The sequence below is a fragment of the Brevibacterium album DSM 18261 genome (assembly GCF_000426445.1).
In the GTDB taxonomy this organism is placed as follows: domain Bacteria; phylum Actinomycetota; class Actinomycetes; order Actinomycetales; family Brevibacteriaceae; genus Brevibacterium; species Brevibacterium album.
In genome coordinates this window covers 264,891-279,782 of record NZ_AUFJ01000012.1, presented here as the reverse complement: position 1 = coordinate 279,782, position 14,892 = coordinate 264,891, and the positions used below count along the sequence as shown (strand labels likewise).

The following is a 14,892-nucleotide window of genomic DNA, read 5'->3' as shown; positions in this document are numbered from 1 at the left end:
TGAGCCGGTCACGCGCCGTTGCGCACCGAGCCTCCGTCTATCGTCAGCAGCGAACCGGTGACATATGAGGCCCCCGGCGATGCCAGGAACTCGACCGCGGCGGCGCACTCCTGCGGGGTGCCGATCCGCTTGAGCGCGGTGCGATCGACGATGACGTCGACGCCCACCTCCTCGAACTGCCGCATGAGACGGTCCGTCCCGATGTAGCCGGGGGCCACGGCATTCACCGTGATCGCGTGCTCGCCGAGGTCCTGCGCGAGGTTGCGCATGTAGCTGATGATCGCCGCCTTCACGCTTCCGTAGTGCGCGTAGCTGCCCTGCAGGTTGGCGCGCATCCCGCCCTGGGAGCTCACTAGGACGATCCGCCCGTAGCGCCGCTCCTTCATATGGGGTGCGACCGCGCCCACCAGCGAGACTGCGGTGAGCACGTTGCGCGAGAAGACCTTCGAGAAGTCCGCGGCGCGCAGCGTCGAAGCCCGCGTGTCCGCAATGCTCCCCGTGCCGCCGCCGGCATTGGCGACGGCGATGTCGATCCGGCCGAACTCCTGCGCGACTGCGTCGACGAACGTCCGCATGGCGGCCTCGTCCGCGGCGTCGAACTCGGCCAGACGGTACTCGGCACCGATCGCGTCGAGCCTCTCCTGTGCCGAGCGCACGTCCGCACCGGGAGCGCCGTGCTCCCCGTGCGCGGAGAAATCCAGGTCCTGGATCGCCAGCACCGCTCCGGCCCGTGCCAGTGTGAGGGCGTACTCGAGGCCGAGGCCCCGGCTCGCCCCCGTCACCACCGCCACCTGGCCGGCGAGTGCCCTGGCCTGTTGCCCGCCGCTCATCACACGGCCTCCGAGAGGTCGCCGAATGCAGTGATCGGAGGATAGGCACGCGGGTCCGTCCGTACACTGATGAGCACGGAGCTCTCCCCTGCGAGCGCCGCTGCGAACACGGCGGCCAGCGCGCCCGGGTCCTCAACCTCGACCGCCTCGACTCCGGCCGCGCGCGCCACCGCCGCATGGTCGACCGGATGGAATTCGGTGGCCGTCGTGGTCCCGCTGTACTTCGCGATCTCCGCATGTTTCTGGAATCCGAGGATGCCGTTGTCGAGGAGGACGATGATGACCTTGCGCCTCATCCGAGTGAGTGTCTCCAGCTCCTGCCAGACGTGGCCGAACCCGCCGTCGCCGGTGAGGCAGACGACCTCGCGCGAGGGGTGTGCGACCTTGGCCCCGATCGCCATCGGCAGACCCCAGCCGAGCCCGGCCATCCCCCGCGGCTCCACGAACTCGCGCCTCCCGCCTGCCGCAGGGAAGCAGTTCGACAGCCAGATCGTCGAGTAGCTCGCATCCGCAACGAGGATCGCGTCCTCCGGCACCGCGGCCGCCAGTTCGCGGACGACGCGCTCCGGGCGCACGGGGGTCTGTCCCATGTCGACCAGCGCGTCCAGACGCTCGCGCGCAGCCTTGCGGATCTCCGCGATCCTCGCGATCACGGGCTCCGCATCGTAATGGGAGAGCTCCTCGCATGCGGCATCGAGCGCCTCTAGGGTGACCCGCACGTCGCCGCGCAGCCGGATCGCCGGATAGTTGCGTCCCAGCTCGTCCGCGTCGAGGTCCACTTGGATGTAGACGGCGTCCCGGGGGAAGAGCTTCCAGGAGTCCGTGCCGTTCTCATTCATCCGCGCGCCCAGCACCAGGATCACATCGGCGGCGCGCACCACCTCGTCCATGCCGTGCGTCGTGCTCCGGGGCGCCATGACGTTGCCGACCACGCCCACGGAGAGCTCATGGGCCTCGTCGAACGTCCCCTTGCCCATGTTCGTCGTCGCCACCGGAATGCGGCGGCGCTCGGCGAAGCTCCTGAGCGCAGCCGAGGCATCGGAGCGGCGCACCCCGCCTCCCGCCACCACGAGCGGCCGTGAGGCACCGGCCAGCGCTTCGACGGCCTCCCGGATCCTGTCCGGTGCCGGCACGCTCCTGTCTGCGGGGAAGCGGAGGTCCGCCGGAGGGGCGGGTGCGCTCTGCACAGCCTCCTCGATGAGGATGTCCGCCGGTGCGAGCAGCACCACCGGCCCCGGCACTCCTCCTCCCGCGAGGTCCACGGCTCGATCCAGCATCTCGACGGCGCGGTCGGCATCGTCGATGCGCAGCACCGCCTTGGTGCACGAGCGGAACAGCTCGAAATGATCGATCTCCTGGAAAGCGTTCTTCCCACGGAGGCGGCTGGGAACCTCCTGCACGATCGCGAGGACCGGCGAGCGCACCAGCTTCGCCTCGAGGAGCGGGGCCACGAGCAGTGCGGCAGCAGGACCGTTCTGGGCGGTCACCACTCCGATCTCGCTGCCCACGCGAGAGAACCCGTCCGCCATGGCCCCGCCGGCGTTCTCGGTCCGATAGGCGATCTGCTCGACGCCTCCGGCCTCGAGCGCGAGCACCAGTGCCGACGGCAGGCTCTGCCCGAAGAAGTGCCTCAGTCCGCGCTGGCGGAGGCGCTCTGCAAGATGTTCTGCGACTGTGCTCACTCTGTTCTCAACCCTTCTCAACCATGTCAACGAAAACCTTCCGTGCCTCACCGCGCTGAAGCAGTTCGAACCCGGCGACGAGCTCCTCGAGGGGAACCGTGTGCGAGATGATGGACCGCGGCCTGATCGCGCCGCTGCTGAGGTACCCCGTCGCCGTCTCCCAGTCGACGGCCCGGCTGCCATAGGTGCTCACGATCGAGTGCTCGTTCCGTGTGAGCAGATCCGCGTCGAGGCTCACCTCTCCCAGCCCGAGCGCGATGTTGAGCAGCGTTCCCCCACGGGCGAGCCGCTGCACGCCGGCCGCATACGCCTCGGCGCTGCCCGCCGCATTCACGACGAGTTCCTGCCCGCTGCTCGCGGCCTCCGGCAGGACCGGGCTGAGCCCGAGTCCGGCGAGCACCTCGAAGCTCCCGAGGCGCCGGTCGCGCTCCGTCCCCACGATCTCGACGTCCGCGCATCCCTCGGCTGCGAGCACACACGCGGCGAGCGCTCCCACCGCCCCCATCCCCACGACCTGTGCGCGCAGATCCGGACCGAACCGAGGCCGCAGCCCGGACCGCCGCAGAGCGGACACCGCTACCGCCAGCGGCTCGCACAGGGAAGCCGATTCGACGTCGAGGTCCGCTGGGAGGTCATAGACGCAGTCCGACGGCACTGAGACGTACTCGGCGAAGCCTCCGGCCCTATCCCAGCCGATCCGCACCGGCGAACCGTCCTCCCGCTGCCCTGCGCGGGGACGCACCACCACCCGGCTCGGGGAGGCTTCGCTCTCGTCTCCGCCGACGGGCACGCGACAACCCACGATCTCGTGGCCCATGATCAGGGGGAAACGGTCCTCCACCCAGGTGTAGTTGGGATCGCGCTCGAAGACGTGGAGGTCGCTTCCGCACATCCCGCAGCCCAGCACTCGGATGAGCACCTCGTTCTCTGCGACTGCCGGAATGGGTAGATCCGCGTGGATACTGAACCCTGCCCGGTCGACTACCGCTGCTCTCATGACCGCGTCCCTGCGCCTCTCCGCGAGCCCGGCGGCGGTGTTCCCGGCGGGACTCGTCCATCAGTGGAACCGCATCTGTGCGGCATCGAGGATCACGGTATTCCCGGCCTCGGACGACGTCCAATGAAACCTTCGAATCCGGGCAATAAAGGTTCTTTATAGGAAATCGGAGAGCGTCAGAGAGTCTCTCTGATGATTTCGATGAATGCAGCTATGAGAGCCTCTGGTTCGCGTGACTCATTCCAGATGATCGTATTCTCCAGCGCTTCGATCCCCTCCAGTTTCAGCAGCTTCACCCCGCTCACAGGTACCGGGACGACGGACGAGAACGTCTGCGCCACACCGAGGCCCTCCGCAACGAGCGCCAGGATCATGGGAGTGTCGGCGACCGCATAGCGCACCGAGAATGTGCCGCCGGAGTTCTGCGCCATCCCGCCGATGGTGTTTCGCACCATTCCATCCCGCACAAAGGGATAGGTGATGAAGGGCTCGTCCTTGACGTCCTCGATGGAGACCGTTTCCCGATCCGACAGCCGGTGGCCCTCCGCAACGGCGATGAGCACGTCATCCAGGGCATAGACGTGTCCGCCCACATGCCCGCCGTGGTGCATCTCCCGTGAGAAGGCGAAGTCCGCAGCCCCCTCCAGGACGGCCTTCGGTGCAAGCCCTCCGTGCATTCCGGGAATGAGGCTGACAGCGACGGCGGGATGCTGCTCCTGGAGTCTGCGCAGCAGCCTGGGCAAGAAGTTCACCACATGGTATCCGGAGTAGGCGATGCGCAGCCGTCCATGCAGGCTGCGGTTCCGCCCGTCCGCCATCGCCCTCAGCTCAGCGACGTCGGCCAGGATCTCCCGAGCCCGGTCGAGCAGTCGGGTGCCTGCGGCAGTGAGGCGCACACCTCGCGGGTGCCGCTCGAACAGCTCGGCCTCGAGATCACGCTCCAACCGCTTCACCTGCTGCGAGACGGCGGGCTGGGTCAGGTGCAGACGCGCAGCCGCCCTGCCGAAGTGCCGCTCCTCGGCGAGGGCGATGAACGCCTCCAGGAGCTTCGTGTCCATACCGTCCCCTCTCGCCCTCGAGCCCAGTCAATCATCGCGAACGGACGAAAGCCGCCTCAACTTCCGCTCGCGTCCTGGATTCTGCCGCCCTACCGCAGAGCAGAGCGGCAGAATCCAAGACGTCGACGCCGCAGGACCGCGTTCCCATCCTGACGGGCAGACCCGCCGCCGCTCCCCTTCCGCACTTTGTATACGATCGCAGCATGACGAAGGGCACCCTCCACCTCATCCTCATGCTCACCCTCACGTTCTCCACCGGCATCGTGGACGCCGTGGGCTACCTGGGCTACGACAAGGTCTTCACCGGCAACATGACCGGCAACGTCGTGATCCTCGGCATGGGCCTCGCGGGCGCCGAGGGCATCCCCGTCCTCCGCCCCCTGCTCGCCTTCGCCGGCTTCATGCTGGGCGCAGTGCTCGCCGGGCGCATCCTGAAGCCCACGGGCAAGGGCGAGTGGACGGGCCGCACCACCACGGTGATGGGCATCGTCGCAGGCGCCTGCCTCGGGCTCACCGGCCTCGTCATGGCCGTGGACCCGTCGCAGAACCACACGGCCGGAACCGTCACCACCTCGGTCCTCGCCCTCGTCATGGGCATGCAGGCCGCGGCCGCACGCAAGATCGGCGTCGCCGACGTCACGACCGTCGTCGTCACCTCCACGATGGTCGGGCTGGCCAGCGAATCCCGCCTGGCCGGCGGCTCCGGCGACAAATGGCCCCGCCGCCTCCTCGCCATCGCCTGCATCCTCCTGGGCGCGCTCGCGGGCGCCCTCACCCTGCAGGCGAACCTATGGCTCGGCGTGCTCCTCACCGCGCTCATCATCGGCGCGGTCACCGTCCTGGGGCACACCACCCGCCACCGGTACTGAGGCGGATCGGACGTGCGCGTGCAGGCCTCCGCGCCTGACCCCGCACGCGGCCCCCCAGGAGACACGCACCGGTACGACTGCCCCGTGCGCGATGCGCCGGAGGCCCCTCCCCGGCTCAGGCCACCGCCGCCTCCAACTCGACGATGCCCCGTGCGACCTCCTCTGCGTTCTGCCAGGCAGCGAAGTGCCCGCCGTCCTCAAGTTCGGCCCAGCTGCGGATGTCGCGATAGGTGCGCGCGGCATGATGTCGCGGAAAGCCGCGTTCACCGTGCTGGACGAGCACCGAGACCGGGACGTCGATCAACGGCATCTCCGTCTCGTGAGGATCATCGAGATAGGGCCGGAACGAGGTGCCGATGGAGCCGGAGAACCAGTACCAGCAGACGGTGGTGAGGAGGTCGTCATCGCTCCACCAGCGTTCGGGCCGCTCACCACTCCACGCGAGCAGCTTCTCCACCACCCAAGCGGCAAGCCCGAGGGGTGAATCGAGCAGTGCCGCCGCCAGCAGGTCCGGCCGTGTCGCCTGAATGCTCGCATAGCCGGTGGCCCCGGACCAGCGCTTGTCGAGAGCGGTCCTCCACGCCGATTCCTCCGGGCTGAGGTCGTGCGCACGGGAAGCGGGCGCGAACGCCGCATGGGTCGCGAAGAGACCCGCGACCGCCTCGGGCTGCGTGGCCGCAAGCCGATCGCTCACCAGGGTCCCGACGTCCTCGCCATAGCTGAGGTACCGCTCATGGCCCAGAACCTCGGTCATGAGGGCATGCCAGAGCCGGGCTACCTCAGTGCTGGTGAACGGCCGGTCCGTGAATGGGTCGCTCCATCCGAATCCGGGCAGGGACGGGATCACCACCTCCATGCCCGCGGCGGTGAGCGCCGGGACGATCCGGGTCATTTCGACGGGACTGTAGGGCCAGCCGTGGCTGAGGATGATCGGCAGGGGCCGGCGGCCTCCGACAGGTTCCGCCGGAGCGACGATCGCATGCACCTGCTGACCGTGCACCTCGGCCAGGACATGCGGCAGCCGGTTGATCCGCCGCTCCTGAGCCCGCCAGTCGAAGGTCTCACGCCAATAGCGCAGCAGCCCGTCCAGGCGCTCCATCGACAATCCGCTGAGCCCGGCGGCGCCTGGGCTGTCGGTCGGCACCGAGGCCAGGTCGAGCCGTCGCCGCAGCTCATCGACCTCGGAGTCCGGAACTTCGAGCAGGAACGGGCGCACATCGGCGTCGAAGGCCATACGGCGAATCTAGTGCATGGTGTCAAGACTCCTGCCCCCCTCATTCCATGCCCGAGGCGCTTCACCCGCCGGGAGCATCACCGGCGCGGCATCTCACCCGCCCGCCGGCACCTCGCGCGCAGCAGTGCGCATCCCGCGCGCGCCCGCAGCGCCCACCGATTCCCTCAGCCCGGTCCGCGAGCGCTCCAGGTGTGCGGCCATGAAGGCAACCGCGGCCTCCGCGTCCCCGGCGTCCACGAGCGCGATGAGCTCCTTGTGCTCGCTCCAGGCGCTGTCGCCCCGGTTGGTCCCCGACCACGCGAACAGGCGCTCGATCTTCCCCGCCACCTGCCTCAGGACCCCCGCCAGCGAGGCGGAAGCGCTCATCTCCGCGAGCAGCGAATGGAAGCGCTGGTTGCAGGTCGGCATCGCCGCCAGCTCACCGGAGGCCAGTGCCGCATCACCCTCGCTCAGCACGGCGGCGATCTCCCGGCGCAGACGCCACCACTCGGGGTCCGGGGCCTCGCGCCCCAGCTGTGCGAGGCCCCGCAGCGTCGCCCGCCTGATCATCTCCGTCTCCAGCGTCAGGCGCACGTCGAACAGCACGTCCACGTTCTCGGGCTCCGGGTGCGCGACCGTGGCACCGGCATAGGAGCGCACCTCGACCAGGCCCTCGGCCTCGAGCGCGCGCAGGCACTCGCGCACCGGCACACGGGAGACCTCGTACCGCTCCGAGAGCAGCTTCTCCGTCAGCCTCGTGCCCGCCTCGATCCGACCGGAGATGATGTCCGCGCGCACGTGCTCCGTGACGCGGACGGCTGCTGGACTAGACACGTGTGAGCTGCTCCCCTGGGACGGCGGCGATCAGGCTCTGAGTGTACTCATGCCGCGGATCCTCGATGACGCTGCGGACGGAGCCGCTCTCCACGATCCGGCCCGCGCGCATGACCACCACGTCGTCGGCGAAGTCCGCGACGACGGCGAGGTCGTGGGTGATGAACAGGCACGAGACGCCGAGCTCCCGCTGCAGCGAGCGCAGCAGGTCGAGAATCTGGTCCTGGACCAGCACGTCCAGCGCGGAGACGGCCTCGTCGCACACCAGCAGGGGCGGCCGGCTCGCGATCGCGCGGGCGATCGCGACGCGCTGCCGCTGACCGCCGGACAGCTCGCCGGGCCTGGACTGGGCAACAGCCTGCGGCAGCGCCACCTGATCGAGCAGCTCCCGCACGCGCGCCCTGCGCTCGGCCCGCGTGCCGATCCCGAACACCGCCAGGGGCTCGGCGATGATCCGCTCGATCGACTTGGTCGGGTCGAGCGAGGAGTACGGGTCCTGGAACACCGGCTGCGTGAACCTGCGCAGCCGGGCCCGGTCCGCCCTGCTCCCTCCCGCCACCGGGGTGCCGTCGAGGACCACCTCGCCCGAGGTCGCGGACTCCAGGCCCAGCACGATCTTCGCGGTCGTCGACTTGCCGGAGCCGGACTCCCCGATGATCGCCGTCGTCCTCCCGCGCTCGGCCGAGAAGCTCACGCCGTCGAGGGCGCGCAGCTCCTCGCGCCGGCCGCGCAGCCGGTACACCTTGGTCAGGTCGCGGACGTCGAGCACGAGGTCGCGGCCGTCTCCGGCACCGCCGGCGTGCTCCGCGCCGGCCTGCTCCACCGGCGGCACCGCCAGCTTGGGCGAGGCCGCGATGAGGCGTTCGGTGTACTCGTCCTGCGGGTGGAACAGCACCTGTGCGGGAGCACCTGCCTCGACCACGTAGCCCGCGTGCATGACGAGGATCCGGTCCGTCCGGTCCGAGGCCACGCCCAGATCGTGGGTGATGAACAGCAGGGACATGCCGCGGGAGTCCACGAGCGCCTGCAGGTGGTCGAGGATCTGCTTCTGCACCGTGACGTCGAGGGCGCTCGTGGGCTCGTCCGCGATGATGAGGTCCGGGTCACCAGCGAGGGCCATCGCGATGAGCACGCGCTGCCGCATGCCGCCGGAGAACTCGTGCGGGAACTGCCGGCGCCTGCGCTCGGCCTCGGGGATCCCCGCCTCCGTCATGAGGCGCACCACCTGCGCCTCGATCTCGGCCCTCCCGCTGACTCCATACGTGCGCAGGGCGTCCGCGATCTGCTCGCCCACCCGCATCGAGGGATTGAGATTGGTCATGGGGTCCTGCGGCACGAGTGCGATGGAGCGGCCGCGGAGTGCGCGCATCCGCGCTTCCGGAGCACCTGCGATCTCCTCGCCCCGGTAGCGGATAGAGCCTCCGGTCACCCGGCCCGCCCCGGAGAGCAGGCCGAGCACCGCGCCCACCGTCGTGGACTTGCCCGAGCCGGACTGTCCCACGATGCCGATCCGCTCGCCCTCGCCCAGGGTGAAGGACACCTCGCGGAGCACCTCCGCGGAGCCGTAGGCCACCGTGAGGTCCGTGACCTCGAGGACGGGCGTGCCCGCCGCGCCCGCGGAATCCGTCCCGTTCGCATCACCGTGCACGTCGCTCACCTCCCCGCCGCGTATCCCTGTGCACCGCGCGGATTCGCGGCCGCCTGCAGCAGACCCGTGGCCGGCTCCCGCGTCACGCAGGACAGCCGTCCCAGGGCCCAGTCGCCGGCGCGGGTGACCCTGTGCCCGCGCGCCTCGAGGCCTGCGATGACCTCCTCGCCCAGCCGGTCCTCGACGATCACGCCGGCCGCCTCGAACGTGCGGGGCCAGAAGGAGCCCACGAGCGAGGTGGTGTGCAGCGCGGGTGCGTCGATGGCCTGCTGCGGTTCGTATCCGCCCACGAGCAGCCGGAGCACGAGCAGCAGCTGCCACTGGTCCTGCTGATCGCCCCCGGGCGTGCCGAGCGCGATGACGGGCTCGCCGTCCCGCAGGACGAGGGTGGGCGAGAGCGTGGTGCGCGGCCGCGCTCCGGGCGTGAGCGCCGCGTTCCGCTCCTCGTCCAGCCACATCATCTGCAGGCGGGTGCCGAGGCAGAAGCCGAGGCCGGGGATGGTCGGCGAGGACTGCAGCCAGCCGCCCGAGGGCATCGCGGAGATCATGTTGCCCCAGCGGTCCACGACGTCGATGTGGCACGTGTCGCCCCGGACCGCCCCCGTCTCGTCGGCGCCGGGCTCCGCCGGATCCTGAGCCGCGAAGGCCTCAGCGGCACTGCCGGCGCCTGCACGTGCTCTCGCACCCGGCACGGTGGGCTCGCCCGCCCCGAAGCCGGACAGGTCGCCGGCCTGCGTCGCCGCGAACTCCGCGGCGCTCACGAGGCGGGGCGCATCACCAGCGCTGCCGCCCACCGTGCCGGGGCGGGACTCCCCCGAGGCGACCTCGCCGATCAGCGCCCGCCGCACCGCGATGTACTCCTCGGAGAGCATCGCGTCGAGATCGAGGTCGTTGTCGCCGAAGTGCGCGTCCCGGTCGGCGAGCGCGAGCTTGAGCGCCTCGATCACGGTGTGCGCTCCGAGCTCCGTCGAGGGGTCGAGGCGCTCATCAGGCAGGCCGTCGAGGATCCGCAGCGCTTCCAGCAGCACGGGGCCCTGGCTCCAGTGCGGGACCTTCGCGATGGTGTGCCCGCGGAACTCGATCGTCGCGGCCTCCTCGAAGCCCGCAGAGGAGCGCGCGAAGTCCTCCTCGGTGATGACCGCCGCGTAGTCCCCGCCGTCCGAATGGCGGTGGGGCCGCGAGAGGAACTCGCTCGCGAGCTTCGCGACCCGCCCGGTGGCCCATTCCCGGCGAGCGGCGGCGACGCGGTCCTCCCGCGTATCCGCGTTCTCACCCGCGGCGATGAGCTCCCGGAGCACCTGCGCGTACTCGGGGTTGCGGAAGAGCTCGCCGGGCTGGGGGACCCTGCCCTCCGGGATCCACTGCGCGGCGCTGCTCGGCCAGTGCTCCTCGAACAGCGCACGGACGGACTCGATCTGCTTCGTCACCCGCGGCAGGATCGGGAAGCCCTCCTCCGCATAGCCGATCGCATAGGAGAGGACGTCGGCAAGCTCCCATGTGCCGTGCTCCTGCAGGAGCATGAGCCAGGCGTCCACGGCGGCGGGCACCGCGGCGGCGAGCCCTCCCGCGCCGGGGACGAGCTCGAGGCCCAGGGAGCGGTAGTGCTCCACGGTCGCGCCCGCGGGGGCCGCGCCCTGGCCCATGAGGACGACGGGGGTGCCCGGCGCCTCGGCGGTGGCGAAGAGGCCGGTCATGTCGCCGCCCGGACCGTTGAGATGGGGCTCGACGACATGGAGCACGAAGGCCCCGGCCGTCGCCGCGTCGAAGGCGTTGCCGCCCCGCTCCAGGACCGACTGCGAGGCCGCGGTCGCGAGCCAGTGGGTCGACGAGGACATCCCGAAGGTGCCCTGGAGGGTGGGGCGGGTGGTGTGCTCGCCGGGGGTGACGAAAGCGCTCATCGGTCGTTCTCCTTCGCTGCCGCGCCCGTCTCCGCGAGCGCGTCTCCGTTCTGGTCTCGTTCCATCATGGTGCCGCGTGCCCGCTCCTGTCGCCGCTTCTGCCGCAGCGCCCGGCGCTCCTGCCGCGGGGTGCGGGCCAGCGCCGAGCCCGGGTCCAGCGCATCGCGCAGGGCGTCGCCGAAGAGGTTGAAGGCGAGGCAGATGAGGAGGATCGCCAGGCCCGGGAAGACTGCGGCGGCCGGGGCCCGGTAGATGTACTGCTGCGCATCGGAGAGCATGATGCCGAGGCTGGGGTTCGGCGGCTGGATGCCGAGTCCCAGGAAGGACAGCATGGACTCCCCGATCACGGCGGTCGGGAGGATCACGGTCGCCTGGACGATGATCGCGCTCACCGCATTGGGCAGGATGTGGGCGAACAGGATCCGCCACGCCGAGGCGTCCATGGCCCGCGCCGCCCGGATGAAGTCCGCGTCCCTGAGGCGCAGCGTCTCGCCGCGCACCACGCGGACCATGGTGGGGATCTGGGCGATGCCGAGCGCGGCGGCCGCGCTCGTGAGGCTGGCGCCGGCGATCGCGACGAAGCCCACCGCGAGGATGAGGAAGGGGAACGCCAGCGCCACATCCGTGAGGCGGGAGATGACGCGGTCACAGGCCCTCCAGTAGCCGGCGAGCAGGCCCAGCGGCACGCCCACGACGACCGCGAGGCCCACCGCGAGCAGCCCCACCTGCATCGAGGCGCGCACGCCGAAGAGCAGGCGGGAGAGCGAATCGCGGCCCAGGTCGTCCGTGCCCAGCGGATGCCCCACGGTCCCCGGCACCTGGTAGGGGTGGGCGAAGTCCGTCTGCGAGAAGCCGTGCGGAGCCAGCCAGGGGGCGAACAGCGCGGTGAGGACCGCCAGCGCGGCGAGCACCGTGCCCAGCAGGCCGAGGGGAGTGCGGACGAGGACGGCGAGTGCGCCTCGGCGCCGCTTCACCGGCCCGTCCGCGCCGGAGCGATCCGCGGCCGGCCGGCCCGCGCCGGGGCCGGCACCCGGACCCGCGCCGGTGTTCGCGCCCGCCTCGCCCGGTGCGGTGGTCGCTGTGCTGTCCGTGGAGGGAGGGGGAGCGGTCATGCCTTCGCGGCTCCTGTCCGGATGGTCGGGTTGATGACGGAGTAGAGCAGGTCGACGGCGAGGTTGATGAGGATGTAGGCGAGGGTGATGACGAGGACGACCGCCTGGATGACCGGGTAGTCGCGCGCGAAGACCGCATCGAGGGTGAGCTTGCCGAGTCCCGGCAGGGCGAAGATGCGCTCGGTGACGACGGCGCCTGAGATGAGCCCGCCGAGCTGCAGCCCGATGATCGTCACGAGCACGATGAGCGAGTTCCGCAGTCCGTAGCGGAACAGGATGCGGGGGCGGGAGAGGCCCTTGGCACGAGCGGTCCGCACGTAGTCCGTGCCCATCGTCTCGATCATGGAGGCGCGCGTCTGCCGTGTGATGACGGCGGCGAGGCTGGTGCCGAGGATGACCGCCGGGAGGGTGAGGTAGTAGAGGCCGCGGAGCGGATCGGACAGGACGTCCACATAGCCCGAGGCGGGGAACCAGCCCAGCGTCACTGCCAGCAGGAGGATCGCGAGGAGGCCCAGCCAGAAATTGGGCACCGACAGGCCCACGAGGGCGGCGAAATTGGCCAGCGCCTCGGGCAGGCGGCCGCGGAAGCGCTCGGCGAGCATGCCCAGCAGGACGCCGGCGACCACGGCCACGAGGATGGCGTAGGCCGCGAGCCACAGCGTGACCGGCAGGGTCGTCGCGATCATCTCGGTGACCTGCTGCCCCGTACGGGTGGACTCGCCCAGATCGCCCGTGACGATGCTCGTGAGGAACTTCCAGAACTGGACGACGACGGGCTCGTCGAGGCCGAGGTCCGCGCGGATCTGCGCGATCCGCTCAGGTGTGGCCTCCTCGCCGGCCATCGCGAGGGCGGGATCGCCCGGCAGCGAGCGGACGCCGAAGAAGATGACGATCGCGGCGAGCACGAAGGTGATGAGCGATTCGCCCACCTTGACGGCTGTGAAGCGGAGCATCAGCTCTCCTCCTCGACGAATCCGGCGCGGGACAGGTGCACGACGCCGTCCGCGTAGACCTGCACGCCGGCGATGTCCTCGCTGTAGGCCGTGAGGTTGCGCTGGCGGTACAGGTAGATGACGGGGTTGATCTCGTGCAGCCGGTCGATCGCCTCGCCGTATGCGGCGGCGCGGTCGGCGACCTCGGTGAGGGAGGCGGCCCGGTCGAGGCGCCGGTTGACCTCCGCGTCGTCGAGGCCGGTGTAGTTGTTGTTGCCCCCGGTGTAGTGGAAGTTGTGGAGGTTGCCGTGCGGATCGACGCGGCCGGACCAGCCCAGCTGGACGGTCTCGAAGTCACCGCGGTCCTGCACGTCGAGAAGCGCGGTGTACTCGACCGGCCGGATCGAGAGCGCGAAGCCGGCCTCCGAGAGCTGCGCCTGGAGGGCCTGGGCGAACCGGAGCGAGTCCTGGCTGTTCGTCACCTGGACGTCGATCGGGTAGGGGACGGGCGCGCCGGCCTCGCGGAGGAGCTCCTCCGCGCCCTCGGGATCGTACTCGGGGCAGCCGCGGCTGGCGTCCGAGGCGAAGGGCGAGGAGCCGGCGATGCCCGAGCACGCCGGCAGGTACCAGCCGTTGAATACGGTGTTGACGAGCGCCTCGCGGTCGACGGCCATCGAGAGCGCGCGCCGGATGCGCGGGTCCTCGGAGAGCGGCGTGGGCTCCGCGCCCTCGGGCAGCCGGTCGAGGTTGATCGTCAGCCCCTGATAGCCGAGCGATTCGACGGCGAGCGTGCCGATCCCCGACTCCTGCTGGAGGGCGTCGATGTCCTGCGGGGAGATCATGTCCGCCACCTGGACGTCGCCGGAGCGGATGTTGGCGGCGCGGATGTTCGCATCCGTCATGATGCGGTACTCGATGCTGTCGAGGTGCACCTCGTCGCGCGCATAGTAGTTGGGGTCCGCGGTGACGGTGATGCTGGTCTGCGGGATGCGCTCGGCGAATCTGAACGCACCCACGCAGACGGGCGCGTCGCCGAAGTCATCGCCCTTCTCCTCCAGCGCAGCGGGGGACATGATCATCCCGGCGCGGTCGGCGAGCGCTGCGGTGAACGGCGCGAACGGGGTCTCGAAGGTGACGCGCACGGTGTCCTCGTCGAGGGACTCGATCTCCTCCACCGGGCCCAGGTCGGAGACGCGGGCGGAGTTCTCGTCCGTGAGATTGCGGTGGAGCGTGGTGACGACGGCGTCCGCGTCGAACTCCGTGCCGTCGGCGAACCTCACATCGTCCGTGCGCAGCGGGATGTCCACGGTGAGACCGTCGTCAGAGACGCGGGGCATGTCCGCCGCCAGCATGGGGACGATCCCGCCGCTCGCGTCGATGTCGTAGAGCTTCTCGCACATCGTCTGCATGACGTAGCGGGTGTAGAGGGAGTTCGAGGTGGTGGGGTCGAGCCGGTCGGGCTCCGAGGAGAGCGCCATGACCAGGTCGCCGCCCTCGACCGGTGTGCGGTCGCCGAACTCGACCTCCGTGACGTCCTCGCGCTGGGGCGCGGGGCCGAGCTCCTGGAGCGGCACGCATGCGCTCAGCACCACGGCGAACGCACTCAGGGAGGCGGCTGCGGCAGTGCACCGGCCGAACCGGCCCCGCCGCGTCGGCCCGGGCATCGGTCTTCTGATCCTCACGCTGACCCCTGTCCCATGAGCTCAGCGACCGGCTCCGGTCCATCGCTCAGCTTTTGCATACAATTCAGAGAATACTGAGTATTTGTATACATCTATGAGTCAGTTCACGTCCACGCGGGGTCCACAGTGCGGACTCG

General features: G+C 70.3%; 12 protein-coding genes. 1 reads left to right on the top strand and 11 read right to left on the bottom strand.

Annotated elements, in window-relative coordinates; all coding sequences use genetic code 11:
* Nucleotides 1-8 precede the first annotated feature (8 nt).
* The 4 genes from K318_RS0110140 to K318_RS0110125 all read right to left on the bottom strand — a co-directional run bounded on the left by K318_RS0110140 (nucleotide 9) and on the right by K318_RS0110125 (nucleotide 4,567).
* Nucleotides 9-830 carry an SDR family NAD(P)-dependent oxidoreductase gene (locus K318_RS0110140; protein WP_035281365.1) on the bottom strand — a complete coding sequence of 274 codons (822 nt, stop codon included), beginning with the start codon at nucleotides 828-830 and terminating at the stop codon, nucleotides 9-11.
* The gene (locus tag K318_RS0110135; protein ID WP_211233318.1) at nucleotides 830-2,512 is read right to left on the bottom strand and encodes an acetolactate synthase catalytic subunit; all 1,683 of its coding nucleotides are present in this window, start codon (nucleotides 2,510-2,512) and stop codon (nucleotides 830-832) included. The genes K318_RS0110140 and K318_RS0110135 overlap by 1 nt, the downstream gene beginning before the upstream one ends.
* Before the next feature lie 7 nt (nucleotides 2,513-2,519).
* Nucleotides 2,520-3,509, bottom strand: a complete 990-nt coding sequence (locus K318_RS25240) for a zinc-dependent alcohol dehydrogenase (protein WP_084500026.1) — start codon at nucleotides 3,507-3,509, stop codon at nucleotides 2,520-2,522.
* Between the two features lie 176 nt (nucleotides 3,510-3,685).
* The gene (locus K318_RS0110125; protein WP_029089406.1) at nucleotides 3,686-4,567 is read right to left on the bottom strand and encodes a LysR family transcriptional regulator; all 882 of its coding nucleotides are present in this window, start codon (nucleotides 4,565-4,567) and stop codon (nucleotides 3,686-3,688) included.
* A 203-nt stretch (nucleotides 4,568-4,770) separates the two neighbouring features.
* On the opposite strand from K318_RS0110125, the gene K318_RS0110120 reads away from it, so the two are divergent.
* A complete protein-coding gene (locus K318_RS0110120) occupies nucleotides 4,771-5,436 on the top strand; it encodes a YoaK family protein (RefSeq protein ID WP_029089405.1) in 666 nt (221 codons plus the stop codon).
* A 115-nt stretch (nucleotides 5,437-5,551) separates the two neighbouring features.
* Here K318_RS0110120 and K318_RS0110115 read toward each other — a convergent pair whose 3' ends face one another.
* From K318_RS0110115 to K318_RS20900, 7 genes are all read right to left on the bottom strand, one after another.
* Nucleotides 5,552-6,670: an epoxide hydrolase family protein gene (locus K318_RS0110115; protein WP_035281364.1), complete on the bottom strand. Its 1,119-nt coding sequence runs from the start codon at nucleotides 6,668-6,670 to the stop codon at nucleotides 5,552-5,554.
* 93 nt (nucleotides 6,671-6,763) lie between these two features.
* Nucleotides 6,764-7,483 carry a GntR family transcriptional regulator gene (locus K318_RS20915; protein WP_084499991.1) on the bottom strand — a complete coding sequence of 240 codons (720 nt, stop codon included), beginning with the start codon at nucleotides 7,481-7,483 and terminating at the stop codon, nucleotides 6,764-6,766.
* Complete coding sequence (locus K318_RS20910) at nucleotides 7,476-9,140, bottom strand: dipeptide ABC transporter ATP-binding protein (RefSeq protein ID WP_245579847.1); 1,665 nt, start codon at nucleotides 9,138-9,140, stop codon at nucleotides 7,476-7,478. Before K318_RS20910 ends, K318_RS20915 begins: the two co-directional genes overlap by 8 nt.
* Entirely contained in the window at nucleotides 9,137-11,029 is a 1,893-nt protein-coding gene (locus tag K318_RS0110100) for a gamma-glutamyltransferase family protein (protein ID WP_029089403.1), read from the bottom strand. Before K318_RS0110100 ends, K318_RS20910 begins: the two co-directional genes overlap by 4 nt.
* Complete coding sequence (locus K318_RS20905) at nucleotides 11,026-12,141, bottom strand: ABC transporter permease (RefSeq protein ID WP_084499989.1); 1,116 nt, start codon at nucleotides 12,139-12,141, stop codon at nucleotides 11,026-11,028. Before K318_RS20905 ends, K318_RS0110100 begins: the two co-directional genes overlap by 4 nt.
* Nucleotides 12,138-13,094: an ABC transporter permease gene (locus K318_RS0110090; RefSeq protein ID WP_029089402.1), complete on the bottom strand. Its 957-nt coding sequence runs from the start codon at nucleotides 13,092-13,094 to the stop codon at nucleotides 12,138-12,140. The genes K318_RS20905 and K318_RS0110090 overlap by 4 nt, the downstream gene beginning before the upstream one ends.
* A complete protein-coding gene (locus K318_RS20900) occupies nucleotides 13,094-14,737 on the bottom strand; it encodes an ABC transporter substrate-binding protein (protein WP_051297813.1) in 1,644 nt (547 codons plus the stop codon). Before K318_RS20900 ends, K318_RS0110090 begins: the two co-directional genes overlap by 1 nt.
* Nucleotides 14,738-14,892: the final 155 nt, after the last annotated feature.

What these genes read in the sequence shown, in the direction of transcription:
- K318_RS0110140 (WP_035281365.1), bottom strand. Translation starts at nt 830, where the DNA reads ATGAGCGGCGGGCAACAGGCCAGGGCACTCGCCGGCCAGGTGGCGGTG.
- K318_RS25240 (WP_084500026.1), bottom strand. Translation starts at nt 3,509, where the DNA reads ATGAGAGCAGCGGTAGTCGACCGGGCAGGGTTCAGTATCCACGCGGAT.
- K318_RS0110125 (WP_029089406.1), bottom strand. Translation starts at nt 4,567, where the DNA reads ATGGACACGAAGCTCCTGGAGGCGTTCATCGCCCTCGCCGAGGAGCGG.
- K318_RS0110120 (WP_029089405.1), top strand. Translation starts at nt 4,771, where the DNA reads ATGACGAAGGGCACCCTCCACCTCATCCTCATGCTCACCCTCACGTTC.
- K318_RS0110115 (WP_035281364.1), bottom strand. Translation starts at nt 6,670, where the DNA reads ATGGCCTTCGACGCCGATGTGCGCCCGTTCCTGCTCGAAGTTCCGGAC.
- K318_RS0110100 (WP_029089403.1), bottom strand. Translation starts at nt 11,029, where the DNA reads ATGAGCGCTTTCGTCACCCCCGGCGAGCACACCACCCGCCCCACCCTC.
- K318_RS20905 (WP_084499989.1), bottom strand. Translation starts at nt 12,141, where the DNA reads ATGACCGCTCCCCCTCCCTCCACGGACAGCACAGCGACCACCGCACCG.
- K318_RS0110090 (WP_029089402.1), bottom strand. Translation starts at nt 13,094, where the DNA reads ATGCTCCGCTTCACAGCCGTCAAGGTGGGCGAATCGCTCATCACCTTC.
- K318_RS20900 (WP_051297813.1), bottom strand. Translation starts at nt 14,737, where the DNA reads ATGCCCGGGCCGACGCGGCGGGGCCGGTTCGGCCGGTGCACTGCCGCA.